At 68.5% G+C, this 24,572-nt stretch carries 22 protein-coding genes; 14 read left to right on the forward strand and 8 right to left on the reverse strand.

From position 1 onward, the window contains the following. Window positions 1–15: 15 nt before the first annotated feature. Window positions 16–1,161, reverse strand: coding sequence for an acyl-CoA dehydrogenase family protein (locus tag MKD50_RS01910; protein ID WP_115701901.1), 1,146 nt, complete (start codon window positions 1,159–1,161; stop codon window positions 16–18). Between the two features lie 235 nt (window positions 1,162–1,396). Here MKD50_RS01910 and MKD50_RS01915 point away from each other — a divergent pair, with 235 nt between their 5' ends. From MKD50_RS01915 to MKD50_RS01960, 10 genes are all read left to right on the forward strand, one after another. Beyond that, entirely contained in the window at window positions 1,397–1,795 is a 399-nt protein-coding gene (locus MKD50_RS01915) for a Zn-ribbon domain-containing OB-fold protein (protein WP_252666213.1), read from the forward strand. Between the two features lie 46 nt (window positions 1,796–1,841). After that, on the forward strand, window positions 1,842–2,990 hold the full coding sequence (locus tag MKD50_RS01920; protein WP_252666214.1) for a thiolase family protein: 1,149 nt from the start codon (window positions 1,842–1,844) through the stop codon (window positions 2,988–2,990). A 119-nt stretch (window positions 2,991–3,109) separates the two neighbouring features. Then, window positions 3,110–4,696, forward strand: a complete 1,587-nt coding sequence (locus MKD50_RS01925; RefSeq protein ID WP_252666215.1) for an ABC transporter substrate-binding protein — start codon at window positions 3,110–3,112, stop codon at window positions 4,694–4,696. Next, the gene (locus tag MKD50_RS01930) at window positions 4,693–5,649 is read left to right on the forward strand and encodes an ABC transporter permease (protein ID WP_252666216.1); all 957 of its coding nucleotides are present in this window, start codon (window positions 4,693–4,695) and stop codon (window positions 5,647–5,649) included. Before MKD50_RS01925 ends, MKD50_RS01930 begins: the two co-directional genes overlap by 4 nt. 2 nt (window positions 5,650–5,651) lie before the next feature. Beyond that, window positions 5,652–6,467, forward strand: coding sequence for an ABC transporter permease (locus MKD50_RS01935; protein WP_115701891.1), 816 nt, complete (start codon window positions 5,652–5,654; stop codon window positions 6,465–6,467). Continuing rightward, entirely contained in the window at window positions 6,464–7,483 is a 1,020-nt protein-coding gene (locus tag MKD50_RS01940; protein WP_252666217.1) for an ABC transporter ATP-binding protein, read from the forward strand. Before MKD50_RS01935 ends, MKD50_RS01940 begins: the two co-directional genes overlap by 4 nt. Next, window positions 7,480–8,481 (forward strand): ABC transporter ATP-binding protein, encoded by a 1,002-nt coding sequence (locus tag MKD50_RS01945; RefSeq protein WP_240071073.1) that lies wholly within the window; start codon window positions 7,480–7,482, stop codon window positions 8,479–8,481. Before MKD50_RS01940 ends, MKD50_RS01945 begins: the two co-directional genes overlap by 4 nt. A gap of 36 nt (window positions 8,482–8,517) precedes the next feature. Next, a complete protein-coding gene (locus tag MKD50_RS01950; RefSeq protein ID WP_115701887.1) occupies window positions 8,518–9,267 on the forward strand; it encodes a TetR/AcrR family transcriptional regulator in 750 nt (249 codons plus the stop codon). Window positions 9,268–9,287: 20 nt separating this feature from the next. Next, complete coding sequence (locus tag MKD50_RS01955) at window positions 9,288–10,265, forward strand: NAD(P)H-dependent flavin oxidoreductase (protein WP_252666218.1); 978 nt, start codon at window positions 9,288–9,290, stop codon at window positions 10,263–10,265. A 4-nt stretch (window positions 10,266–10,269) separates the two neighbouring features. Beyond that, window positions 10,270–11,298: an NAD(P)H-dependent flavin oxidoreductase gene (locus tag MKD50_RS01960; RefSeq protein ID WP_252666219.1), complete on the forward strand. Its 1,029-nt coding sequence runs from the start codon at window positions 10,270–10,272 to the stop codon at window positions 11,296–11,298. A 13-nt stretch (window positions 11,299–11,311) separates the two neighbouring features. Here MKD50_RS01960 and MKD50_RS01965 read toward each other — a convergent pair whose 3' ends face one another. From MKD50_RS01965 to MKD50_RS01995, 7 genes are all read right to left on the reverse strand, one after another. Continuing rightward, complete coding sequence (locus MKD50_RS01965; protein ID WP_252666220.1) at window positions 11,312–12,265, reverse strand: PDR/VanB family oxidoreductase; 954 nt, start codon at window positions 12,263–12,265, stop codon at window positions 11,312–11,314. 106 nt (window positions 12,266–12,371) lie between these two features. Continuing rightward, window positions 12,372–14,030, reverse strand: coding sequence for a trimethylamine N-oxide permease (locus tag MKD50_RS01970; protein WP_371925264.1), 1,659 nt, complete (start codon window positions 14,028–14,030; stop codon window positions 12,372–12,374). Window positions 14,031–14,366: 336 nt separating this feature from the next. Continuing rightward, a complete protein-coding gene (locus MKD50_RS01975; protein WP_240071069.1) occupies window positions 14,367–14,678 on the reverse strand; it encodes a CBU_0592 family membrane protein in 312 nt (103 codons plus the stop codon). 46 nt (window positions 14,679–14,724) lie between these two features. Further along, on the reverse strand, window positions 14,725–15,612 hold the full coding sequence (locus MKD50_RS01980) for a TorF family putative porin (RefSeq protein WP_252666221.1): 888 nt from the start codon (window positions 15,610–15,612) through the stop codon (window positions 14,725–14,727). Window positions 15,613–15,788: 176 nt separating this feature from the next. Beyond that, entirely contained in the window at window positions 15,789–17,519 is a 1,731-nt protein-coding gene (betA, locus tag MKD50_RS01985; RefSeq protein ID WP_252666222.1) for a choline dehydrogenase, read from the reverse strand. Window positions 17,520–17,605: 86 nt separating this feature from the next. Continuing rightward, window positions 17,606–19,072, reverse strand: a complete 1,467-nt coding sequence (locus MKD50_RS01990) for an aldehyde dehydrogenase family protein (protein ID WP_115701874.1) — start codon at window positions 19,070–19,072, stop codon at window positions 17,606–17,608. Between the two features lie 28 nt (window positions 19,073–19,100). Next, on the reverse strand, window positions 19,101–20,222 hold the full coding sequence (locus MKD50_RS01995) for an aromatic ring-hydroxylating oxygenase subunit alpha (RefSeq protein WP_115701872.1): 1,122 nt from the start codon (window positions 20,220–20,222) through the stop codon (window positions 19,101–19,103). A gap of 232 nt (window positions 20,223–20,454) precedes the next feature. On the opposite strand from MKD50_RS01995, the gene MKD50_RS02000 reads away from it, so the two are divergent. The 4 genes from MKD50_RS02000 to MKD50_RS02015 all read left to right on the forward strand — a co-directional run bounded on the left by MKD50_RS02000 (window position 20,455) and on the right by MKD50_RS02015 (window position 24,532). Further along, window positions 20,455–21,471, forward strand: coding sequence for a helix-turn-helix domain-containing protein (locus MKD50_RS02000; protein WP_115683496.1), 1,017 nt, complete (start codon window positions 20,455–20,457; stop codon window positions 21,469–21,471). A gap of 210 nt (window positions 21,472–21,681) precedes the next feature. Beyond that, on the forward strand, window positions 21,682–23,004 hold the full coding sequence (locus MKD50_RS02005; protein WP_252666223.1) for an MFS transporter: 1,323 nt from the start codon (window positions 21,682–21,684) through the stop codon (window positions 23,002–23,004). A 3-nt stretch (window positions 23,005–23,007) separates the two neighbouring features. Next, window positions 23,008–23,187, forward strand: coding sequence for a hypothetical protein (locus MKD50_RS02010; protein ID WP_252666224.1), 180 nt, complete (start codon window positions 23,008–23,010; stop codon window positions 23,185–23,187). Beyond that, the gene (locus MKD50_RS02015) at window positions 23,177–24,532 is read left to right on the forward strand and encodes an AtzE family amidohydrolase (RefSeq protein WP_252666225.1); all 1,356 of its coding nucleotides are present in this window, start codon (window positions 23,177–23,179) and stop codon (window positions 24,530–24,532) included. Before MKD50_RS02010 ends, MKD50_RS02015 begins: the two co-directional genes overlap by 11 nt. Window positions 24,533–24,572: the final 40 nt, after the last annotated feature.

Below are 24,572 nucleotides of genomic sequence, written 5' to 3' on the forward strand. Positions count from 1 at the left end.
TTGGGTCCTGGCGGGTCAGGACAGCAGGTGGCGGGCCAGCACGCGGTACTTGTGCAGTTCGGTCGGCCCTTCGTAGATGCGCGCCAGGCGCTGGTGGTTGTACCAATGCGCCAGCGGGTTATCGAGCGCGCAGCCGGCGGCGCCGTAGAGCTGGATGGCGCGGTCGATGACGCGATCGACCATCTCGGTGCAGGTCATCTTGACCATGCCGGCTTCGACGCGGGTGTCCTCGCCGGCGTCGTGCCGCTCGGCGCTGCGGTAGACCAGCAGGCGGTTCTGCTGGATTTCCACCCACGAATCGACGATGGCCGACTGCGTCGCCTGCAGCGCGGCCAGCGGTTCGCCGAAGACCTTCCGCTCCTTGCTGTAGGCAATCATCATCTCGAGGCAGCGCTGCGCGATGCCGAGCGCGCGCGCGGCCACATCGAAGCGTGCCGCCGACAGCGCCTGCTGTGCCTGACGGAAGCCCCCGCCCTCGCTGCTCACCAGCGCATGTGCCGGCACCCGACAGTCGTCGAAGATCAGCTCATGCGTGACGAAGCCGCCAAGCATGGGAATCTCGCGCCGGATCATGCCGGGGTTGCCGGTCTCCACTGCGAACATCGAGATGCCGCCGGCGCGCTTTGCCTTGTCGGTGCGCGCCACCACGAAGACCACGTCGGCGTCGGCGACATTGCTGATGAACACCTTGGTGCCGTTGAGCACCCAGCCGTCCCCGTCCTTGTCTCCGTCCCCCTGGCGGCGGGCAAAGGTCTGGATGGCGCCGGCCGGGTCGGCGCCGCCGCCGGGCTCGGTCTGGGCAAAGGCCAGCACCCTGGTGTCGTTGAGAAAGGGCTCCAGGTAGCGTTCGCGCTGTTCGCCCTGCAGGCCGTACAGGTTGGGCAGGGCCCGGCCGCCGAAGCGCAGCGGCGTCAGGCAGCGGAAATTCTCTTCGGTGATGGCCAGCAGCGTAACCAGCGGCAAGCCGGCGCCACCCAGGTCTTGCGGCACGCCAAGCCGCCACAGTCCGGCCTCCCGGGCCGCGCGCCGCCCCGGCGCGTAATCGGCGCGCGTGAGTTTTTCGCCCCGGAGGACGCGCGCCTCCAGTGGCATCTGGAAATCGTCGACCAGCCGCCGGACCAGCTCCCGGATGGCGCGCGTCTCCTCGCTGAATGCATACATCGTGGTTCGCTCCTTGTTGGACGGCGTGCTGATATCTCAGCGCGCTAACTTATTAGATAGTGGACTAAGAAATTATGTAAACCTTGGGATAAACCCTAGCCTCACGCCGTTGAAAACGGTCGGGATAGGTGAATACCCGCGAATTCACGCGTTTCATTGGCTGGATACTTGCAAAGAATCTAATAAGTTACGAGACTAAAAAACGTTAGCACTCTCCAACCCGGATGACCGTTCCATGCCCGCCCTGCTGAAACCCCAGCTCTACGCCCTCTCGCCTGACGGCGAGCCCGTGCTGCACGGCGCCCGCTGCCGTTGCGGCCATGTGTTCTTTCCCATGCAGGCCTACGGCTGCGAGGCTTGTGGCGCGACCGGGAATGCGCTGACGCCGACGCTATTGGCGGGCCGAGGCCGGCTGGTGGCCGCGGCGCGGGTCATGCTGCATGCGCGCAAGGACCGCGAGCCGCCGTTCACGGTGGTCACCGTCAGGCTCGACGACGGCCCGGTGCTGCGCACGCTGCTCGACGGCAACCCCGACGTGCCGCTGCGCGCGGACCAGCCGCTCTACGCCACGCTTGCAGAGGTCGCCGGTCCCGATGGCGCCGCGCTCGACCTGCGCTTCACCACGCAGCGCTGATTTGCGCCGCACTGCACGATTCCGAAATCCCGAGTTCCCGAACGCCATGCAACGCACTCTCAACGACATGCGCCCGGTCTACGTGATCGGCGCCGGCTGGCACCGTTACCAGCCGCTCAGTGAAGACAGCTACGCCACGCTCGGACTCGCCGCCGTGCGCGGCGCGCTGGCCGACGCCGGCATCGAATGGCCGGCGGTGGAATCCGCCTACTTTGCCAAGGCGCTGCTGCCGATGGCGCCCGGCCGGCCGATGCTGCGCCATCTCGGCGCCACCGGCATTCCGGTGATGCACGTCGAGAACGCCTCGGCCTCGGGCTCCGCGGCGTTCCGCCAGGCGTGCATGGAAGTCGCCAGCGGCATGTGCGAGGTGGCGCTCGCCGTGGGGGTCGACAAGCCCGCACCGGTGGCACGCGGCGAAGCGGCCATGGGCATTCCGCAACTGGCCGAGGACGCCATCGTTCCTTTTACGCACTTCGCCCTGCTGGCCGACCAGTACGCCCAGCGCCACGGCGTGGACCAGCAGGACTTCGCCCGCGTTGCCGTGAAGAACCACGGCAACGGCGCGCGCAATCCCAACGCGCATCGCCAGCAGCCCCGCACGCTGGAAGAAGTGCTGGGCGGCCGCCCGGTATCCGGCAGCCTGACCACGCTGCAGTGCTGCCCGGTGGGCGAGGGCGCGGCGGCGGTGATCGTCGCCTCCGAAGCGGCCATTCGCCGCCTCGGCGTGGACGGCGGCAAGCCGGTGCGGGTCACGGCATCCGCGGCGCGCAGCCAGCGGCTGTATGAGGACGCCACCCGCTTCGACGCCAACCTGACCGAGGAGACCACGCGTCTCGCCCTGCAGCAGGCCGGACTGCGTCCGGACCAGATCGACGTGCTCGAACTGCACGACGCCTTCACCGTGGAAGAAGTCGAATATGTCGAGGCCATGGGCTTGTGCGGCCCCGGCCGCGCCGTGCCGCTGCTCAGGGAAGGCGCGTGGGACATCGGCGGCCGCTGCGCGGTGAATCCGTCGGGCGGCCTGATTGCCATGGGCCATCCCATTGGCCCGACCGGCATTGGCCAGATCGGCGAGATCGCGCTGCAGCTGCGCGGCGAGGCCGGCGCACGCCAGCATCCCGGCGCGCGCGTGGGCCTGGCGCACATGGTGGGCGTGGGCGCGGTGTGCTACGTGCACACGCTCCAGCGCGACTGAACAGGCGTTGCAGCGGACAGCGACGTAACAGGACGCATCGAGGGACGGCAAGCCGCGCGCCGACGCGGCACCGGGCAACGGCAGGCACAGACCCGCCGGCTTACAACAGAGGAGACGACATGCGTTGGACAAGATGCGCGCGCCGGGTACAGGCGCGTGCCGGTATCGCGCTGATGGCGGCGCTCACCGGGTTTGGCGGACTGGCGCCAGCGCTGGCCGCGGAAAGCCCCGCTCCGCGCCGCGGCGGCACGCTGACCGTCGGGCTGGCACAGGACCCGGCCGTGGTCGACCCGATTCGTACCGGCACCTTCACCGAGCGGCAGTTGTCGACGCCGGTCTATGAATCGCTGTTCGACATCGACACCCAGGGCCGGGCCGTGCCGTGGCTGGCAGAGAGCTATACCGTGTCGACCGACGGCCTGCGCTACCGCATCCGCCTGCGCCAGGGCATCCGTTTCCACGATGGCACGCCGTTCGACGCCGACGCAGTGGTGGCGAACCTGCGGCGCACGCGCGACCCGGCCAACCGCTGCCGTTGCCTGAGCAGCATGCGCGAGATCCGCGAGGTGCGCGCGCTCGACCCGTCGACCGTGGAATTCGTGCTGAGCGAGCCCAATGCCGCGCTGCCGACGGTGCTGGCCGATGCCCCGGGCATCATGGTCTCGCCCAAGGCCTTCAGGGCCGACCCGGCCGGCATCGGCACGCGCCCGGTCGGCACCGGCCCGTTCCGCTTTGTCGAATGGGTGCGCAACAGCCGCTTCGTGGTGGCGCGCAATCCGGACTACTGGCGCGCTGGCGAGCCGTACCTCGACCGCGTCGTGTTCCGCGGCATGCAGAACCCCGAGACGCGGGAAGCGGCGTTCCTGTCGGGCCAGGCCGACATGATCCTGCAGCCCACCGCGCGCTTCGTCTACACCATCCGCGCCGACAAGCGTGTGGCGCTGTACTACCCCGACGGCTTCGGCACCGAGGGCATCTACTTCAACTTCAACCAGCCGCCGCTGGACGACCTGCGCGTGCGCAAGGCCGTGGCCCACGCCATCGACCGCCTGCTGCTGGCGCGCACGCTCGGCTTCGGCGTGCCCAGCCTGGCTTACAGCCCCTTCGGCAAGGGCGTGGCCGGCATCACTCAGCCGAGCGACGTCTACCCGGCCTACAACCTGGCGCGGGCCAGGGCGCTGCTGGCCGACTACGGCAAGCCGGTGTCCTTCACGCTGCAATTCAACAACAGCCCGGACACTCGCAACCTGGCCCAGGCACTGCAGCAGATGTGGGAGGAGGCCGGCATTAAGGTGGAGCTGGTTCCGTTCGACCAGAACCGGCTGGTACAGAACATGACCTCGCATCAGTTCGAGGCGAGCATCTTTCGCTTCACCGGACGGGCCGATCCGCATTCCAATGCCTTCATTTTCTTCCATTCGCGCTTCGCACCGGTCAAGCCGAGCAGCAACTACGGCGGCTACCGCAACGCCCGCGTCGACCGCCTGCTGGAGGACGGCATGCGCACCAGCGACCCGGCGCGCCGCGCGGCGATCTACAGCGACTTCGCGCGCGTGCTGGCCACCGAGCTCATGCCCTATGCCTTTCTCTACAACGTGAGCGACACCATCGCCGCGCGCAAGACCGTGCACGGCATCACCGTGGTGCCGGACGGCCTGGTGCGTTTCGGCGGCATCTGGCGCGAAACGGGAGGCCATGCACGATGAAACTCAAATGCTTGCTGACCGGCGCACTGACGGTGGCGGCTACCCTGGTTGCCGTGTCCATGGTGAGCTTCCTGCTGGTGGCGCTGCTGCCGGGCGATATCGCCCTGATCATCCTGGGCGACGCCGCCACGCCCGACCGCGTCGCCGCACTGCGGCTGGAGCTGGGGCTGGACCGGCCGCTGCCGCTGCGCTACCTGAGCTGGCTGTGGGACGTGCTGCACGGCGACCTCGGCCATGCCATCCATTCCGGCGAGGCCACGCTCGACGTGATCCTGTCGCGCCTGCCGGTCACGATCGAGCTGGTGCTGCTGACGCAGGTGGTCGCGCTCGTGCTGGCGGTGCCGCTGGGCATCCTCAGCGCCTACCGGCGCGGCAGCAAGCTGGACCACGGCGTGCTGGCCGGCTGCCTGGCGCTGTTGTCGACGCCGGCCTTCGTGCTGGCGCTGGGCCTGGTCTACGTGCTGGCGCTGCGGCTGCAATGGCTGCCGGCCACCGGCTACGTCAGCCTGTCGGAAAGCATCTCCGGCAACCTCGAGAGCATGGTGATGCCGGTGCTGTCGCTGGCCCTGATCGAAGTGCCGGTGTACCTGCGCCTGCTGCGCAGCGAGATGGTCGGCACGCTGCAGCAGAACTACATCGCGCTGGCGCGCGGCATGGGCCTGCCAACCTGGCGCATCCTGTTCGAGAACGCGCTGCGGCCGTCGTCGCTCAACCTGATCACCGTGGTCGGCGTGAACATGGGCCGGCTGATGGGCGGCGCCATCGTGATCGAGACGCTGTTCGCTCTGCCGGGCGTGGGGCAATTGCTGGTGGAGTCGATCTACCAGCAGGAGTACCTGATGACGCAGGGCATCGTGCTCTTCGTCGCGATCCTGTTCATTCTCGTCAACCTGCTGACGGACCTGGCCTACGCCCTGGTCGATCCCCGTCTGCTTCGCGATGCCGAAGGCTGACCATGCGACTATCCCCAAAGCTCTACCTGCTCTCGGTGGCCTGGCTGGTGCTGGTGGCCGGCGCCACGCTGCTGGCCGACTGGCTGCCGCTGCGCGACCCGATGCGCCTGCACCTGGCCGACATGCTGGCCCCGCCCGACGCCACCCGGTGGTTCGGCGCCGACTCGCTCGGCCGCGACGTGCTGGCGCGCACGCTGTACGGCTTCCGCATCACCGCGGTGGTCAGCCTGGGCTCGGTGACGCTGGCGCTGCTGGTCGGCGGCACGCTGGGCGTCTGTGCCGGCTATTTCCGCGGCTGGGTCGAGCGCGCGATCCTGATGCTGTCGAACGTGATGCTGGCGTTTCCGCCGCTGGTGCTGGTGATCGCCATGGTGGCCTATCCCGGGCCGCCGCTGGTGAAGGTGGTGGTGGCGCTCGGCATCGTGTTCGTGCCGGCGGTGATCCGCATCGCCCGCGCCAATACGCTGCGGCTTGGCGAGCAGCAGTTCGTCACCGCCGCGCGCGCGGCCGGCATGGGGCACGCCCGGCTGATCGTGCGCGAGCTGCTGCCCAACCTGGTGCCGGCGCTGCTGGCCTACAGCCTGCTGCTGGTTGCGATCGGCGCGCTGGCCGAGGCCGCGCTCAGCTTTCTCGGGCTGGGCGTGCCGCCGCCGGCGCCGTCGCTGGGCTCGATGATGGCGAGCGAGCAGTCGCGCGTGGTGGAGGGGCCGCATGCGGTGTTCTTCCCGGCCGGCATGCTGTTCCTGACGATTTTCGCCCTCAACCAGGTGGGCGAAGAACTCCAGCGCCGTCTCGACGGCAGGGCGAGGGCCGCATGATGACATCCGCCGCATCTCACACTACGTCCGCCGGCCAGCCGCTGCTCGCGGTCACCGACCTCAGGACGGAATTCGTGCTGCCCCAAGGCGTGCTGCGCGCCGTCGACGGGGTCTCGTTCACGCTCGAAGCCGGCAAGACGCTCGGCGTGGTCGGCGAATCGGGCTCGGGCAAGTCGGTGCTGGCGCGCAGCCTGATCGGCCTGTTGCCCGCGGGCGTGGCCCGCCCCCCCGCCGGTCGGATCGATTTCAACGGGCGCGACCTGCGCCAGCTCGGCGAGCGCGAGATGCGGGGCGTGCGCGGCAAGGAGATCGCCATGATCTTCCAGGACCCACTCACCTCGCTGAATCCGGTGCTGACCATCGGCCGCCAGCTCGAGCAGGTGCTGCGCCAGCATACCGACCTGTCGGCGCGCGCCGCGCGCGAGCGGGCGGTGGAGCTGCTGGCCGACGTCGGCATCGCCGATCCGCGCCAGCGTGCCAGCGAGTACGCGCACCGCCTGTCGGGCGGCATGCGCCAGCGCGTGGTGATCGCGATTGCGCTGGCCTGCACGCCGCGCTTGCTGATCGCCGACGAGCCCACCACCGCGCTCGACGTGACCGTGCAGGCGCAGATCCTTGACCTGCTGCGCCGCCTGCAGGAGCGCCACGCCATGGCGATGCTGCTGATCACGCACAACTTTGGCGTGGTCGCCGAAATGTGCGACGACGTCGCCGTGATGTACGCCGGCCGCATGGTGGAGCAGGGCAGCGTCGCCGACGTGCTGCGGCGCCCGCGCATGCGCTATACGCACGCGCTGCTGCAGTCGGTGCCGCGCGCCGACGCCCAGCCGCATGCGCGCCTGCCGGCCATCCCGGGCCAGCCGCCCGACCTGACCGCGCCGCCTGCGGGCTGCCGCTTCGCCCCGCGCTGCGCAGCCCGGGCCGGGCAATGCGACAGCGCGGCCCCGCACGCCATGCCCGCCGGCGGCGGCCATTTCTATGCCTGTTGGCATCCTGTGCAGGAGAACCTGACGTGACCGCCCGACTTCCTACCCCGGTGCAGGACACCGCCACGCTGCTGCGCGCCCGCAACCTGGTGCAGACCTACCATGCCAGGGGCGGCCGCCGCGTGCAGGCGCTCTCCGACGTCTCCTTCGACCTGCGCCGCGGCGAAACGCTCGGCGTGGTGGGCGAGTCCGGCTCGGGCAAATCGACGCTGGCGCGCGCGCTGATGGCATTGCCGGCGCCGCAGTCCGGCTCGGTCGATTTCGACGGCGTGCCGCTGGCGCAGGCACGCGGCGCCGCCTTGCGCGCGCTGCGCCGGCGCATGCAGATGGTGTTCCAGGATCCGATGTCCTCGCTCAACCCTGGCCAGCGCATCCTCGACATCGTGCAGATGCCGCTGGTGGTGGCGGGCGAGGGCAGCGCCGCCCAGCGCCGCGCCCGCGCCGCGCAGGCGCTGGCGGACGTGGGGCTGGATCCCAACGTGGTCGGCAAGCGCCGGCCGTGGGAGCTGTCCGGCGGCCAGTGCCAGCGCGTCAGCATCGCGCGCGCGCTGGTGCTGCGCCCGCAGCTGCTGGTGTGCGATGAACCGGTCTCGGCGCTCGATGTCTCGGTGCAGGCGCAGGTGCTGAACCTGCTGGAAGACGCCAAGGCGGCCCATGGCCTGACCCTGCTGTTTATCTCGCATGACCTGGGCGTGGTGCGCAGCGTCAGCGACCGGGTCATGGTGATGTATCTTGGCAAGGTGTGCGAACTGGCGCCGGCGGGCTCGCTTTACCGCGCGCCGCGCCATCCGTACACTGCCACGCTGCTGGCCTCGGTGCCGTCGCCGGACCCTGCCCGGCGCCTGCTGCGGCCGGCGCTGGCGCACGGCGAGACGCCGTCGCCGCTGGACGTGCCGTCCGGCTGCCGCTTCCGCACGCGCTGCGCCCGCGCCAGCGAGCGCTGCGCGCGCGAGGCCCCCGCGCTGCAGGCGTGCGCGGACGCGCCCGGGCACGCCGTTGCCTGTCATTACCCGCTGCCGTTGTCATGACCCCGGGCAGCGCCGCAAGTCATTCAGAGAGTCGCCATGAGTTTGCAGTCCGAGTCCGCCGCACCCGCCGCCGATGCCGAAAGCAAGACCAACGCCGAGCTGCGCGAGGCCGCCATCAGCCGGATGATCAACGTCGCGATCCAGCTGATCGCCAGGAACGGCGCGTCCCGGCTGTCGCTGGTCGATGTGGGTCGCGAGGCCGGCTACAGCCACTCGCTGCCCAATTACTACTTCAAGAGCAAGACCCGGCTGCTGCTGCAGGTCTACCAGTTCATCGTCGACCGGTTCCGGCGCCGCTTCGCACAGTGGTCGCGCGAGCACAGCCCGGTACGGGTGCGGCCGGGGCTGACCAACCTCGAGGCCACCGTGCGCGCCTATGTCGGCATGGCCGGCGCGGATCCGGTGCCGTCGCGCGCGCTGCATATCCTGTGGGGGGAATCGTTCTCGTCGATGCCCGAGCTGCAGCAGATGGCGCGGCCCATCAATGCCGAGAGTGTCGCGGCGTTCGCCGCGCAGGTGCGCATCGGCATCGCGCGCGGCGAGATTGCCAGCGACGTCGATCCGGAGATGTTCGGCCTGATCCTGCTGGGCACGCTGCGCGGCGTGACGGCGCAGTCGCTGATCGACCCCGAACACGTGGACCTGCCCGCGCTGGGCGAAATGCTGATCCGCATCTTCCGGCAGGGCATCGCCACGCCCGCGGCGCGTGCCGATGCCGAGGGGGCTGACGCCGCTGCCCCGGCGGCCCCGGATGCTTCCGCGCCGGCACCGATGCCTCCCGACTGAATCTTCAGGAACCCTTTGCCATGACCTTGCCCGCCTCGCTCTCCGGCCGCCTGCGGCTGCCCCTGATCGCCGCGCCCATGCTGCGCGTTTCCGGTCCCGACCTGGTCTCGGCCGCCTGCCGCAGCGGCGTGATCGGATCCTTCCCCACCGTCAACGCGCGCTCGGCCGAGGAACTGGATGCATGGCTGACGCGGGTAGCCGCGCACTGCGCCGCGGTCGATGGCCCGACCGCCCCGGCCTGCCCCAACCTGATCATGCGCCGCAAGCCGGAAATGCTGGCCGAGGACGTGGCGGTCCTGGTCCGGCACAAGGTCGAGATGGTGATCGCCAGCGTTGGCTCGCCGGCCGCGGTGGTCAAGCCGCTGCACGACGTCGGCTGCATGGTGCTGGCCGACGTCGCCACCCTGCGCCATGCCGAGAAGGCGCTGCAGGCGGGTGCCGACGGGCTGGTGCTGCTCACCGCCGGTGCCGGCGGCCAGACTGGCTGGCTCAATACCTTTGCCTTCGTGCGCGCGGTGCGCCAGATGTTCGACGGCCCGCTGGTGCTGTCCGGCGGCATTTCCGACGGCGCCGCGTTGTGGGCGGCGCGCGTGCTGGGCTGCGACCTCGGCTGCATGGGCACGCGCTTTATCGCCACGCCCGAGAGCATGGCCAGCGACGCGTATCGCCAGATGCTGGTCGACAGTTCGCTCGACGACGTCATGCTGACGCAGGCCTTCACCGGCCTGGACACCAATATGCTGCGCCCGTCAGTCGTTGCCGCCGGCCTCGATCCCAAGGCGCTGGCCGGCCCCATCACGCCGCAGCGGGCCGCGGAGCTGTATAGCGAGCACCACAACGGCGGGCGCGCGCCGCGCCGCTGGGTCGATGTCTGGAGCGCGGGCCATTCGGTGTCGGGCGTCGACGCGGTGCGGGACGTGGCCGGGCTGGTGGACGAGTTGTCGGCACAGTACAAGGCCGCGCAGCACGACACCACTGACCTGCTGGCCGCGGCCTGACGCCATGGACACCCGCGCAATCGGCTCGGCGCCGGACCCCGTGCTGCAGACCCGGCTGACCACACTGCTGGGCATCCGCTACCCCATCCTGCTCGGCGGCATGCATCACCTCGGCACCTCCGGCGTGGTGGCCGCGGTGGTCAATGCCGGCGCCATGGGCTTCATCACGGCGCGCTCGTTCGAATCGCTGGACGACTACCGCGCCGACCTGCGCCGCTGCCGCGCGCTGACTGGCGGGCAACCCTTCGGCGTCAACCTGACGATCTCCCGGCGCGAGGGCTTCAACCGGATGGTGCCGGACTGGATCCGCATCGCCTTCGAAGAGGGCGTGCGCCTGTTCGAGAGCGCCGGCAGTTCGCCCGAAGCGCTGGTCGGCCCCATCCATGACTGCGGCGGCATCCTGGTCCACAAGTGCCCGAGCGTGCGCCATGCGGTGACGGCGCAGCGGCTGGGCGTCGACGCGGTGGCGCTGGTCGGGCTGGAGGAGGGCGGCCATCCGGGCGCCAACCAGCTGTCGGCCTTCGTCAATGGCGCCTTTGCGCTGGAGCGGCTGGAGCTGCCGCTGGTGATCGGCGGCGGCATCGGCAGCGGCAGGCAGATCGCCGCCGCGCTGGCATTGGGAGCCGATGGCGTGGTGATGGGCAGCCGCTTCATGGTCGCCAGCGAAATCGCCGCGCACGATGCGCTGAAGCAACGCATCATCGCGTCGGACGAGCATTGCTCGACCACCATCCTCGGCAGTCTTGGCGATACCTGGCGCGTGCTCGCCAACGACAGCGCCCGCGCGGTGCAGCGCCTCGAGGCGCAAGGGGCGCGCAATCACGCGGCCTTCGGCGACCTGATCCTGTCGTCGCGCACACGGCAGCGTGTCTATCTGGACGGCGAGGTCGATGCGGGAATTGTGTCGCTTGGCCCGGCGGGGGGCTTCGCGGATGCGATCGAACCCGCCGGCCGGATCGTGGCGAGGCTGGTGGCCGATGCGCGCGCCGCCTGCGACGCGCTGGCCCACCGCAGGACTGCGTTGCCGGCGTAAGCCTGCGGCTGGGTCACAGATCCAGCACCAGCCGCTGGCCCCTGCAGCGCGACACGCACAGCATCATCGTCTTCTGCGCCGCCTTCTCCGCATCGGACAGGTACTGGTCACGATGGTCCGCTTCGCCCTCCAGGATCGCGGTCTCGCACGAGCCGCAGATGCCCTCGCGGCACATGCAGTCCACCTTGACCCCGGCCTTTTCGATCGCGCGCAGCAGGGATTCGTCGGCGCCGACCTGCAGCGTCAGACCGCTCTTTTGCAGCACGGCCTCGAAGGCGCCGCCGGTGGCGTCGACCTCGTTGCGGAACTGCTCGAAGTGGATGCGCGTGGGGTCCCAGCCAGCGGCGCGCGCGGTGTTGACCACGGCGTCGTTGAGCGGGGCCGGGCCGCACACGTAAACGTGGGTGTCCTCCGGCTGTGCGGCGATCAGCGCGGCGATGTCGAGCAGGGTGCCGCTGTCGCTTTCATACAGGTGCAGCTGGCCCGGCTGCAAGGTGGCGGGCAGGACGTCGAGGAAGGCGACGGACTGGGCATTGCGGAAGCAGTAGTGCAGGTCGAAGTCGGCACCGCGCGCGGCCAGCGCCTGGATATGCGTCATGAATGGCGTGATGCCGATGCCGCCGGCGATCAGCAGGTGGCGGCCGGCGTTGTGGTCCAGGCTGAACAGGTTGGCGGGCGCGCCGATGCGCAGTTCGTCGCCTTCGCGCACCTGCTCGTGCATGAAGCGCGAGCCGCCGCGCGAGGCTTCTTCCAGCCGCACGGCGATCTGGTAGTGGGCGGGCTCGCCGAGCGTGCTGGTGAGCGAATAGGCGTTGCGCAGCCGGCCGCCGTCCATGTGGACGACGACGTGGCTGCCGCTGTCGAAGGCGGGCAGCGCGCCGCCGTCGCAAGGTTGCAGGGTGAAGCGCTTGATGCCGGCGGCCAGCGGCTCGACGCGGCCGACGCGTACGCGAAGCGTGTCAGTCATGGCGGTACCTCGGAATTCAGGGATTGCGGGAGACGCGGGGAATGCAGGAAATGCAGGGAATGCGGGAGGCAAGGCGGACCGGCATGGCGCCGGCCCGCCCGGGCCATCAGGTAATGACCGTCAGCCTGGCGGCAATCCACACCACCAGTCCGCCGACGACCAGCGCCACATAGGGCAGCACGCCGGCGCGCGCGTTGGGCAGTTCCATGTCGCGGCGCATCGACTCGGGGAAGCAGCCCTTGTCCTGGATGTAGTGCCGGTAGATGAACACCGGCACGATCAGCAGCGCGGCGATCAGGCCGTTGCGCAGCGTGTGTTCGCCCTGGAAGTTGGCACCGGCGCCGACAAAGGCCAGGTCGAAGAAGCCCAGGAACGCGCCCAGCGCCAGCAGCCAGTTCTTGCACTTGTACGGGCGCGGCCAGTCGGGGCGGTCCATGCGGTGGATCCAGCCCGACTGCAGGTTCAGGAACACGAAGATCATGTAGCAGACGTTGCTGATTGACAGCACTGCCATGTAGTTCGACATCAGCAGCAGGAACAGGTTGAACAGCAGGTCCGTCCACATGGCGCGCGTGGGCGAGCCGTGCTCATTCACGTGCGAGAGGTAGCGCGGCAGCCAGCCGTCGACCGAGGCCTGGTACAGCGTGCGCGACGAACCCATCATCGAGGTCATCACGATCAGCAGGATCGCCAGCACCAGCATCACCACGATCACGTTGAACACCACCGCGCCGCCGCCGACGAACCTGGCCATTGCCGCGCCCACGCCGGAGCCGTCGATGATGTCGGGCGCCAGCATGCCCTGCAGCCCGAGCGAGCCCTGGAAGGCGATCGGCACCGCGATGAACATGAACAGGCACAGCACGCCGGACCAGAAGATTGCCTTGAAGGTGTCCTTCTGCGGGTCCTTGAACTCGCGGGTGTAGCACACCGCGGTCTCGAAGCCGAAGGTCGACCAGCACGCCAGGAACATTGCGCCCATCGCCGTGCTGATGCCGGCGGCGTTCCAGCCGCCCAGCACCGCGGCGCCGGAAGCGTCATGCGTCAGCGGCAGCAAGGGGAAGAAGCTGGTCGAAGGCATGTCGCCGGTGAACAGCGGCACCAGCGCGATCACCACCAGCGGCGTCAGCGAGGCGATGCCCAGGATGCGCTGCGTGGTCGCGGCCGCGGAAGCGCCGCTGTGCTGCAGCTTGAAGGTGATCAGCAGGAACGCGGTGGCGAGCAGGAAGGTGGAATTCACCCGCAGCGTCAGGCCCTTGCTGACGAAGCCCAGGTCCACCAGCGTCAGCTGCCAGGTGTTGATGACGGAATCGGCCGGGAACAGCGCGCTCAGCATATAGCCGGCCGCCAGGCTGGTGCCGAGCGCGAGCATCGGCGACCACGCCACCCAATTGCACCAGACCGAGACCGGTGCGACGAACTTGCTGTAGCGGACCCAGCCCATCGCGCCGTACACCGACGCGCCGCCCGACTTGTGCGGATACAGGCCCGAGATCTCGGCGTAGACGAAGCACTGGGCAAAGCCGACCAGGATGGCGAGGATCCAGATCACCCAGGCCGGGTTGCCAATGGTGGCGGACACGCCGCCGATGGTGAAGAGCACGCCCGCCGGCACGCCGCTGGTGACCCAGAAGGCGTCCTTCCAGGTCAGGCTGCGCTGCAGTTCGTGCGATGCGGTGGGTTGCTGGGTTTGCTGCTGGGGTTGCTGCGCGGGGGCGAGCGGCGCCTGCGCGCCGAGCGACAGCACGTCTTTCTGTGAATACACGATGTCTCCTTGCTTCCCGGGTCGCCGTGTTGCGGGAGCTAGGCTCCGTCACGGTCTGCCGTCTGCGGTCTGGTGGGTACGTTGCGGTACTGCCTGCCGGGGTTACGACGGTCGGGAATGTCTGGCGGGGATTCTGGGGGCGTTTTTCATGGTTGTCTCCTGTTGTCATCCCGGGTTGCCAGTCGCCCGATTCGCAGGGCGCCTGGCATCCCGGTCTGTTGATTTACCAAAAGTAAATTAGATTACCTATGGTGTTTTGGTGAGTATAGGAAGGGCACAGCAGCAAGGCAACGGAAGTTTTGTATTGCGTTGCGGAGTGCCCGGCCGTCCCTTTTGCTACTGCTGCACGGGCTGGCCGGGGCGCGGACCGCCCAGCGTTTCCACCATCGCGCCTCCGGCGCGTCCGGCCCGGCGATTGCGCCACCAGCCCAGTAAGGTCAGCACCAGCCAGAAGCACTGGGTCAGGAACGACGCCAGGTTGAAGGCGCCGGCCAGCGAGATCAGGATGCAGCTCGGCCCGATCACGTTGAGGACGACGGCCAGCCGGCCGGTCGGGGATTTGTGCAGGACCTGCACGGCGAAGTGCGCGGCAACGTAGGCGGCAACGCCGACAAGACCGGTCGCGTCGGTAAGACCCAGGGAGGCCATGGTGGTGTGCTTCGTAAGGCAGTGGTACAGCGGTGGATAAGCGCCGTCAGAACGTCTTGGTCACCGAGACCAGGAACGTGCTTTTCAGCGGATTGGAAACGGACGGGTTGCCGGAGGAATCCAGCGCGCCGGTGGTGTATTTGTCGTAGACGTCGGTGCGGCCCCAGCCGCGGGTATAGGCGCCGGTCACGGTCCAGCCGCCCTCGAAGGCCTTGGACAGCGCCACGCGCACGTCGCGGAAGTTGTAGGCGGCAAAGTTGCGCACGCGCTCCTGGCCGTAGTGCAGCAGCAGCGTGACGCCGTGGCCCAGGTCGAAGGTGCCGTTGATGTCCAGGTAGCCGGAACCGCGGCTGTGCAGGTTGTTGCCGGTCAGCAGCGAGGCGCTGTTGTAGCCGAAGTAGTCGGGGGTATACGTCAGCCAGTACTTGACGTTGAACCACTTGTACGTCAGCGACGCGACCGCCTCGCCGTAGTTGTATTTGGTCTGCGCGTATTGCAGCTTCGCGCCCGGGTAGAGGTAGTAGTAGACCTGCCCGGCGTAGACGAAGTCGCCGACGCTGCCGGTATAGCCGGCATACAGGTCCCATTCGACCGTGCCGCCCTCGATGAACTTGTCGCTGATGCTCGACATCCAGGTGCCGGCGGAAAAGCCGCTGGGGTGGGCGTAGTCGATGCCGCCCTGCACGGCAGGTTTTCCCCAGGTCTGGCGAAAGCCCCGCGAGACGTACTGCGAGGTCAGCGTCATGTTGGCGCTCCATGGCGACGTCGCCGCGGCGGCTTCGGCCGGTGGCACGGTAGCGGTGACCTGCGGCACCGGCGCGACCGCCAGCGTGGTGTCGCCGTCGGCCTGCGCCAGCGCGGGCAGCGCCTGGCACAGCAACAGGGGCAGGGCGCCTTGCAGGGCCCATCTTGCGGGAAAGCATTTGCGCAGCATGGAAGTTGTCTCCTCCTTGCAGCCGGTCTGGATTTGTTTACGGGTCGCCGGCTTTGGTGATGGGGAGGCGCGACGCGTCCGACCGGGCGCACTCTGCCCGCCGGGACGCTGGTCCCGGCAGCACAGGTGCCGCAGTCAGGTTCCGGGCGGAAGGCCCGCGCGCCGCGCCGCTGGGATCAGGCGGGCATCGGCAGGGGCATGCGCGTGGCAGGCGGTTGCGCGCGCTCCGCCACCGTCTGCATGCGCGCGGGCGCCGCCTTGTAGTAAGGCGCCGTCGAACGCTGCAGTGGCGCGCGGCCACGGATCACGTCGGCCAGCTTCTCGGCCATCATGATGGTGGGCGCGTTCAGGTTGCCGGTGACGATCTTCGGCATGATCGACGCATCGACCACGCGCAGGCCAGACAAGCCATGCACGCGGCCCTGGTGGTCGACCACCGCCATCGGGTCGGAGGCGTCGCCCATCTTGCAGGTGCAGGACGGGTGCAGCGCGGTCTCGGCATGCTCGCGCACGAAGGCGTCGATCTCGGCATCGCTCTGCACCATCATGCCGGGCTTGATCTCGCGGCCGCGGAACTGGTCCATCGCCTGCTGGCCGATGATCTCGCGCGTCAGCCGCACCGCGGCGCGGAACTCGCGCCAGTCGACGTCGTGCGCCATGTAGTTGAACAGCAGCCGCGGCTTGACGCGCGGGTCGCGGCTGGCCAGCTTGACGAAGCCGGTGCTGGGCGAGCGCATCGAGCCCACGTGGCACTGGAAGCCGTGCGACTTAACCGGGTTGCTGCCGTCGTAGTTCATCGCCAGCGGGATGAAGTGGTACTGCAGGTTGGGCCAGGCGAACTCGTCGCTGCTGCGGATAAAGCCGCCCGCCTCGAAGTGGTTGGAGGCCGCCGTGCCGGTGCCGCGCAGGTACCACTCGATGCCGATCGCCGGCTTGTTCCACCACTGCAGCGCCGGATACAGCGAGACCGGCCTGGTGCATTCGTACTGCAGGTACATCTCCAGGTGGTCTTGCAGGTTCTCGCCCACGCCCCTCAGGTCGGCTACCGTATCGATGCCGAACGCCCGCAGTTCGTCGGCATTGCCCACGCCGGAGCGCAACAGCAGCTGCGGCGACGCGATCGCGCCGTTGCTGACGATCACCTCGCGGCGCGCGCGGGCTTCGCGCACGTGGTCGCCCTGCAGGTACGACACGCCGATGGCGCGCGGTCCGGCGAACAGGATGCGGTCGGCCAGCGCACGCGTATGCACGGTCAGGTTGGGACGTTCGCGGGCCTGGTCGAGGTAGGCCAGCGAGGTGCTGCAGCGGCGCCCGCCCGCGGTGGTGGTGCGGTCCATCGGGCCGAAGCCTTCCTGCCGGAAGCCGTTGAGGTCATCGGTGCGGCCGTAGCCGGCCTGCTCGCCGGCCTTGATAAAGGCGTCGAACAGCGGGCTGATGCCGGCCTTGGGCGTGGTCACGTGCAGCGGGCCGTTGCCGCCGTGGTAGTCGTTGGCGCCCTTGTCGTAGGTCTCGGCCTTGCGGAAGTAGGGCAGGCAGTCGGCGTAGCTCCAGTTCTCCAGCGACCGGGTTTCCGCCCAACCGTCGTAGTCCATTGCATTGCCGCGGATATAGCACATGCCGTTGATCAGCGACGAGCCGCCCAGGCCCTTGCCGCGGCCCTGCGTCATGCGCCGGTGGTTCATGTGCGGCTCGGGCTCGGTGACATAGGCCCAGTTGTAGGTGGTGCCCTGCAGCGGATACGCCAGCGCGGCCGGCATCTGCGTGCGCCAGTCCAGGCGCCAGTCGGGGCCGCCGGCCTCTAGCAGCAGCACCGAGACACCAGCGTCCTCGGTCAGCCGCGACGCCAGCACGCAACCGGCCGAGCCCGCGCCGACGATGATGTAGTCGTATTCATGGATTGCCTGCATGGTGCAATCTCCTTGTTTGCGTGACGCCGTGCGTGGCAGCCCCGGGGGCGGTGCCACCGCGCACGCGATTGCGAAGTCAGTTGCGCTCAGGCGCCGAACCAGCCCATCGCCTTCGGGGCGAGGTTGATATAGCTGTGCTTGAGCTCGGTGTACTCGTCCAGGCCGATACGGGCCAGCTCGCGGCCGATGCCGCTCGCCTTGTAGCCGCCCCACGGCGCTTCCGGGAAGTACGGGTGGTAGTCGTTGACCCACACCGTGCCGAAGCGCAGCGCGCGCGACATGCGGTTGGCCTTGTCGAGGTCGCGGGTCCAGACCGCGGCGGCCAGGCCATACGGCGTGTCGTTGGCGGCACGCAGCGCCTCGGCTTCGGAGCGGAAGCGCTCGGCGGTGATCACCGGCCCGAAAATCTCCTCCTTCGCAATCTTCATCCCGGCCGTCACGTCGGCCAGCAGCGTCGGTTCCAGCCAGTAGCCATTCTTGTACACGTCGCCCGCCGGCCGCTTGCCGCCGTGGACCAGGCGCGCGCCCTCGGCGATGCCGGCCTGGACCATGCCGAGGATCTTCTCGTGCTGTTGCGCCGACTGCACCGGGCCCATCTGGGTTTCGCCATGGAAGCCGTTGCCGATCACGATGCGCGGCAGGCGCTCGGCCAGCCGGCCGATGAATGCATCATAGATGCTGTCCTCGACCATCAGGCGCGAGCCCGCGGAGCAGACCTGTCCGGCGTGGAAGAACGCGGCGTTGAGCGCGTAGTCGACCGCGGCATCCAGGTCGGCGTCGGCAAAGACGATATTCGGGTTCTTGCCGCCCAGCTCCAGGCCGATGCGCTTGAAGTTGCCGGTGGCGGCCTTCATGATGCTCTCGCCGGCAAACGCGCCGCCGGTGAAGGACACCAGGTCCACGTCCACGCTTTCAGCCAGTTCCGCGCCCACTTCGGCGCCGCCGGTCACCAGGTTGAACACGCCCGGCGGCAGGTCCAGCTCGGCCACCAGCTGCGTGAAATGATGCGTGGTCAGCGGCGTCAGGTTGCTCGGCTTGATCACCACGGTGTTGCCCGCGCCCAGCGCTGGCGCGATCTTCCACGCGGCCTGCAGCAGCGGGTAGTTCCACGGCGTGATCAGGCCGCACACGCCGACCGGCTCGCGCAGCGTGCGGCTGATCACGTGGTGCGGCGCTTCGTTGACGGCGCCCGATTCCGACGCCACCAGCCCGGCAAAGTAGCGGAAGGTGGCGGCGATATCGCCCATGTCGGTGCGGCTTTCGGTCAGGGTCTTGCCGGTGTTGAGCGATTCGAGGTGGGCGAGCTTTTCGGCATCGCGGTCGATCAATTCGGCAATCTTGTTCAGCAGCCTGGCGCGGTCGCGGATCGTGGTCTGGCGCCACGGGCCGTCAAAGGCGCGGCGCGCGGCCGCGATGGCCAGGCGCGCGTCGGCGCGGGTGGCTTCGGCGGCCTGGGCGATCACCGTTTCGTCGGCCGGGCTGACGATGGCGCGCGTGCCTTGGTCGATGGGCGACTGCCACTGGCCGTCGATATAGAGCTGGGTCTGGATCATTGCTGCGGTTCCGGTTGATCTGGTGGTTTCAGGCGGCCAGGGCGTCGAGCACCATCTGCTGGAAGTGCTGCACGCCGTGCTCGCCGATGGCCGAGGTCTTGTCGTCGGTGACCAGCAGCGGGCCCTGCCCGTTGCGGTAGCCGCGCGACTTCAGGCCGCGCTGCACCGATTCGACGATGCTCAGGTCTTCGGGCTTGAGCACGTTCTTGTAGTACTCGATCAGCTGTTCCTGCTCGGCCGTGGGCGTGCTGTCGCGGAAGTAGAACTCGAAGTGCTGAATGGTGGTGTCGGCATCCACCGGGAACATGTAGAAGACGCCGTAGTTGCCGTCGCCCGGCAGCACGTTCAGCGTCACGTTGGGCCACAGCCAGTACGCGGCGAAGTCGGTGTTGGGGGCGTCGCTGTCATAGGTGAAGGCGTCGCTGCCCGAGCGGGTCTGCCCGACCTGGCTGGTGTAGAGGCCGCGCACTTCATGCTTGTAGGTCTCCATCTTGATCGACTCCACCAGCGCCGGGTGCGCGGTCTGGCAGTGCAGGCATTCCAGGTAGTTGTCGACTACAACCTTCCAGTTGGCCTTCATCTCGTAGGTGAGCTTGTGCGCCGGCACCAGCTTGTCGACATCCGGGCAGCGCGCGCGGATCTCGTCGTTGAGGCTGCCTGCCAGTTCGGCCAGCGGCTTCGCGTCCATGTCCAGGTTGACGAACACCAGGCCGCAGAACTCTTCCACGCGCACCGGCGTCAGCCCGGCGTTGTCCTTGCAGAAGCCCGGCACGTTCTCGGCGTTGCGCACGTGGATCAGCTTGCCGTCCAGGCCGAACGACCAGGCGTGATACGGGCAGGTGATGACGTTCTTCGCCTTGCCGGCGCCGTCGGCGAACAGTTCATGCGCACGGTGCGGGCAGACGTTGTAGAAGGCGCGCAGCACGCCGTCGCGGCCGCGCACCACGAAGATGTTCTCGCCCGCTACCTGGGCGGTGGCGTACTGGTTGTTCTCGGCCACCTGGCTCTTGTGCATCACGCACACCCAGCTGCGCGCGAAGATGGTCTTCTTTTCCTGCTCGAAGACGTCCTGCGACGTGTAGTAGTGGGCCGGCAGCGTGTACGCGAGCGGCGGCGTGGTGCTGCAGACGGGGGCGGCGGTCTCTTGCATGGGGTGTCTCCTCGTTGGTCTCGTGCCTTGTCGATTCACTGTAAGTAAATTAAATCACCATCAGTGATGTGAGATGAAGTCTAGTGAAGCCGAGCCGGTTGTTGCAATTGAAAAAAGCGATGGTTGCGCTGATGTAAATTGTTGATGGCTATGAATTCGCGCGAAATCCGGGGATGGTGTAAGGTTCGAGTTACTCAATTCACCATCGGTTGAAAAAAAGCGGAGGAGCCCCATGACCGAAGACACTTTTGCCACGCGCCTGAAGGGGGTGCTGGAAGGCAAAAGGATCATGCTCAAGCAGGTGGCGGAGGCGTTGTCGGTATCGCCGTCGGCCGTGCACAAGTGGACGCGCGGCGGCGAGATCGAATACGAGCGCCTGCTCGCGCTGGCCCGTTACCTGGGCGTCAACTGGCTGTGGCTGCGCTACGGCGAGCAGGCCATTGCCGACCTCGAGGCCAGCACCGCGTCCGACCCGCACATCAAGGAACTGCGCCAGAAGCACCTCGCCGAGATCATGGAAAGCGAGGCGCGGATGAAGTTTGCGCAGGAGGTCTCGGGCATCGTCACCTGGGAATGGAACGTGCTCACCGATGGCCTGACCTATTCCTCCAACGACGTCTCGCTGTTCGGCCGCCATATCCGCAACATGGACGATTTCTGGGCCTGCGTGCATCCGGGCGACGTGGCGCGGCTGAAGGAAGTGCTGGCCCGCACGCTGGGTGCGCAGGAGATGCACGAGTGGGAATTCCGCGTGGTGCATGAGGACAACACGCGCTGGATTTCGTCGCGGGCCACGCTGGTGCGCGATTTCGACCAGCGCCCGGTCAAGATGATCGGCGTCAGCCTCGACATTACCGAGCGTCGCCGCGCCGAGGCCGCGCTGCGCCAGAGCGAGGCGCTGCTGGCCAAGGCGCAGCAGATTGCGCACCTGGGCGGCTGGTACTGGAACATCCAGACCGACGACTGCGCCTGGACCGACGAGGCCTACCGCATCTTTGGCTGGGCCCCGCAGGCGTTCAAGGTGACCATGGAGCGCTACCTGGCATCGATCGTCGAGGCCGACCGCCCGCGCGTGCAGGCCGCGATCCGCGCCGCCATCGTCGACAAGGCGCCGTATCGGGTCGACTACCGGATCCAGTTGCCGGACGGCAGCCTGCGCGACATCCATGAAGAAGGCGAGGTCACGCTGGACGAGCACGGCAACGCGCTGACCATGGTGGGGGCGTCGCAGGACGTCACGCCCGGATAGGTAGCGCAGGCCGGCCGCGCGGTGGCCGGGTCATTGGAGGGCGGCGTTGCCGCCCTTTTTTTGTTTGGGCGGGATGGTCCGTCACCCGGTGCCACGAAAATATCGTTTGTTTCAGTGTAAACCATGCTGGAACGTTTGTTTCATTGCCGGCTATGATGGCATCTCCTGGCGCCGGCCCCCGCGCGCCTGTACACGGAGGAGAAAACCATCATGTCCCTGGCCAAGCCAGCCATGCAGTCGCCGGGCCACGCCGCTGCGCTGCCGGATGCCGCCGACACGGCGTTCGCCAAGGTCACGCGCCGCATCGTGCCGTTTATCGTGCTGTGCTACTTTTTCAGCTACCTTGACCGGGTCAACGTCGGTTTTGCCAAGCTGCAGATGCAGCAGGCGCTCGGGCTCAGCGACGTGGTCTACGGCCTCGGCGCCGGCATCTTCTTCTGGGGCTACATGCTGTGCCAGGTGCCGTGCAGCCTGCTGATCTACCGCTTCGGCATGCGCCGTTGCATGGCGGCCATCATGATCCTGTGGGGGCTGGTGTCGGCCGCCACCATGTTCGTGACCACGCCGGTGGAGTTTTACGCCGCGCGCTTCCTGCTGGGCGTGACCGAGGCCGGCTTCTTCCCGGCGGCGGTGATGTACCTGAACAAGTGGTACCCGGCCGACCGCCAGTCGCGCATCATGTCGATCCTGTTCCTGGCGATGCCGCTGGGCATGGTGCTGGGCGGGCCGCTTTCCGGCGCGCTGATGTCGGCCACGCACGACCTGCACGGGCTCGACGGCTGGCAATGGATGTTCCTGATCGAGGCGCTGCCAGCCATCCTGCTGGGCCTGCTGCTGTTGCGCATGCTGCCGGAAGCGCCGGAGGCCGCGCCGTGGCTGACGCCGGCCGAAGCCGCCACCATCACCCGCACGCTCGGCACCGAGAACGCGAAGAAGAACACCCGCTTCAGCGCCGCGCTGAAGTCGCCGATCCTGTGGGTGTTGATGGCGATCTGCCTGCTCTTCAATATCGGCAACTACGGACTGGTGTTCTGGCTGCCGACCATCATCCAGTCGACCGGGATGTCGTCGCCGCTGGAGATTGCCATGCTGACCGCGATCCCGTATGCCGTGGCCTGCGTGGCGATGAACCTCAACGCCGCGCACGCCGAGCGCACCGGCGAGCGCCGCCTGCACGCCGCGCTGCCGCTGCTGGTGGCAGCGGCGGGCATGTGGGCCAGCACGCTGTTCCCGCACCACACGGTGCTGGCGATGGTGTTCCTGACCATCGGCATTTCCGGGCTGATGTCGACGCTGTCGATGTTCTGGAGCCTGCCCGGCCGCGTGCTGGCCGGCACCGCCGCGGCCGGCGGCATCGCCATGATCAACAGTGCCGCCAGCCTGGCCGGTCTGATCGGTCCGGTGCTGATGGGTGGGATCAAGCAGAGCACCGGCAGCATCTCGCTGGGGGTGCTGGCGCTGGCCGGGCTGATGCTGGCCGCGGCGGTGCTGATCCTGGCGATCCCGCGCCAGCTGATGCAGTCGCGGAGCTGAACCATGATGCAAGCATGTGGCGATGACCCCGCCCGCCTGGTAGCGCAAGCCACGGCATCTCTGCAATTACCGGTTGCGCCGCACGATTGCGCGCAGGCCACCGCGCTGCTGGCCGGCATGGCGGCGATGGTGGCGCGCTTGCGCGAGGCGCTGGCGCAAGGAGAGGGCCAACATGACCGCTGACAACTTGACCGCTGCCACCATGGCAGCGCAAGTGCGCAGCGGCGCGCGCACTGCCGTCGAGCTGGTGCGCGACGCCTTGCAGCGCGCCGAAGCCGCGGCGCCGCTCAATGGCTGCTCGGCGCTGCTGGAGCACGCCGCTCTGGCGCAGGCGGCGGCGCTGGACCGCCGGCGCGACCGCGGCCTGCCGCTGCCAGCGCTGGCCGGCGTGCCGTTCGTGGTGAAGAACCTGCTGGACGTGCGCGGCCACGCCACCCTGGCCGGTGCCGCGCCGCGCGCGCAGCAGCCGCCGGCGACGCGCGATGCGGCTGCGGTCGAGGCGCTGATGGCCGCGGGCGCGGTGCCGGTCGCGCTGGCGGCGATGGACGAATACGCATGCGGCGCCACCGGCGAAAACGTGATCGGCGGCCCGGTGCGCAACCCGCTCGACCCGTCGCGCATCACCGGCGGTTCGTCGGCGGGCACCGCGGCGCTGGTGGCGGCCGGCGTGGTGCCGTTCGGGCTGGGCTCGGACACCAATGGCTCGATCCGCGCGCCGGCCGCGTTCTGCGGCATCTGGGGACTGCGCCCGACCACGAGCCGGCTATCGCTGCGGGGATGCGTGCCGTATGCGCAGAGCCTGGATACGGTCGGGCCGATGGCGGGTAGTGCCGACGATCTGGCGCTGGCCTACGCGGCGATGCTCGGCATGGATGCGCCAGAGAATGCGCAAAATCGCGGCGTCGCGACGTTGCGCGTGGGCGTGCTCGGCCGAGGCTTTGCCGATTTTGCCGAGCCCGCGGTGCAGGCGGCAGTGCTGCGCGTGGCATCGGCCTTCGGCGCGGTGCGCACCATCGACCTGCCCGAAGCGGATGCCGCGCGCGATGCGGCATCGGTGATCTCCGCCTATGAAGTCGGACGCAACCACCAGGCCATGGATTTCTCCGCGCGCCATGGCGGCTACAGCGCCTTCGTGCGCCAGCGCATCCTGGCCGGGCTGGCCATGCCGCGGGACTGGTATGACACCGCGCGCCGGTACCAGGCGGCGTGGCGGCAGCGCCTGCTGGCGCTGTTCGACCACGTCGACTTGCTGCTGGCTCCTTCGACTCCCTATGCGGCCACGCCGATTGGCGCGGATGTGGTCGAAGTTGCCGGCCGCGTCTACCGGCCGCGCGCCGATGCCGGCCACATGACGCGGCCGTTGTCGCTGGCGGGCCTGCCGGTGGTGGCCGCACCTTGTGCCGGCCAGGGCTTGCCCGCCGGCGTGCAGATCGTGGCACCGCCGTGGCGGGAAAGCCTGGCGCTGGCGGCGGGGCGTTTTCTCGAGGTGGAGGGCCTGTGCCGCAGGGCGGTTTCCCGCTCTATGTAACGAGTGTTTCATTGAGGAATTCGCGTTACAGAAGGCTGGT

Source organism: Cupriavidus mimosae, assembly GCF_023952485.1.
Classification (GTDB): Bacteria; Pseudomonadota; Gammaproteobacteria; order Burkholderiales; family Burkholderiaceae; genus Cupriavidus; species Cupriavidus taiwanensis_C.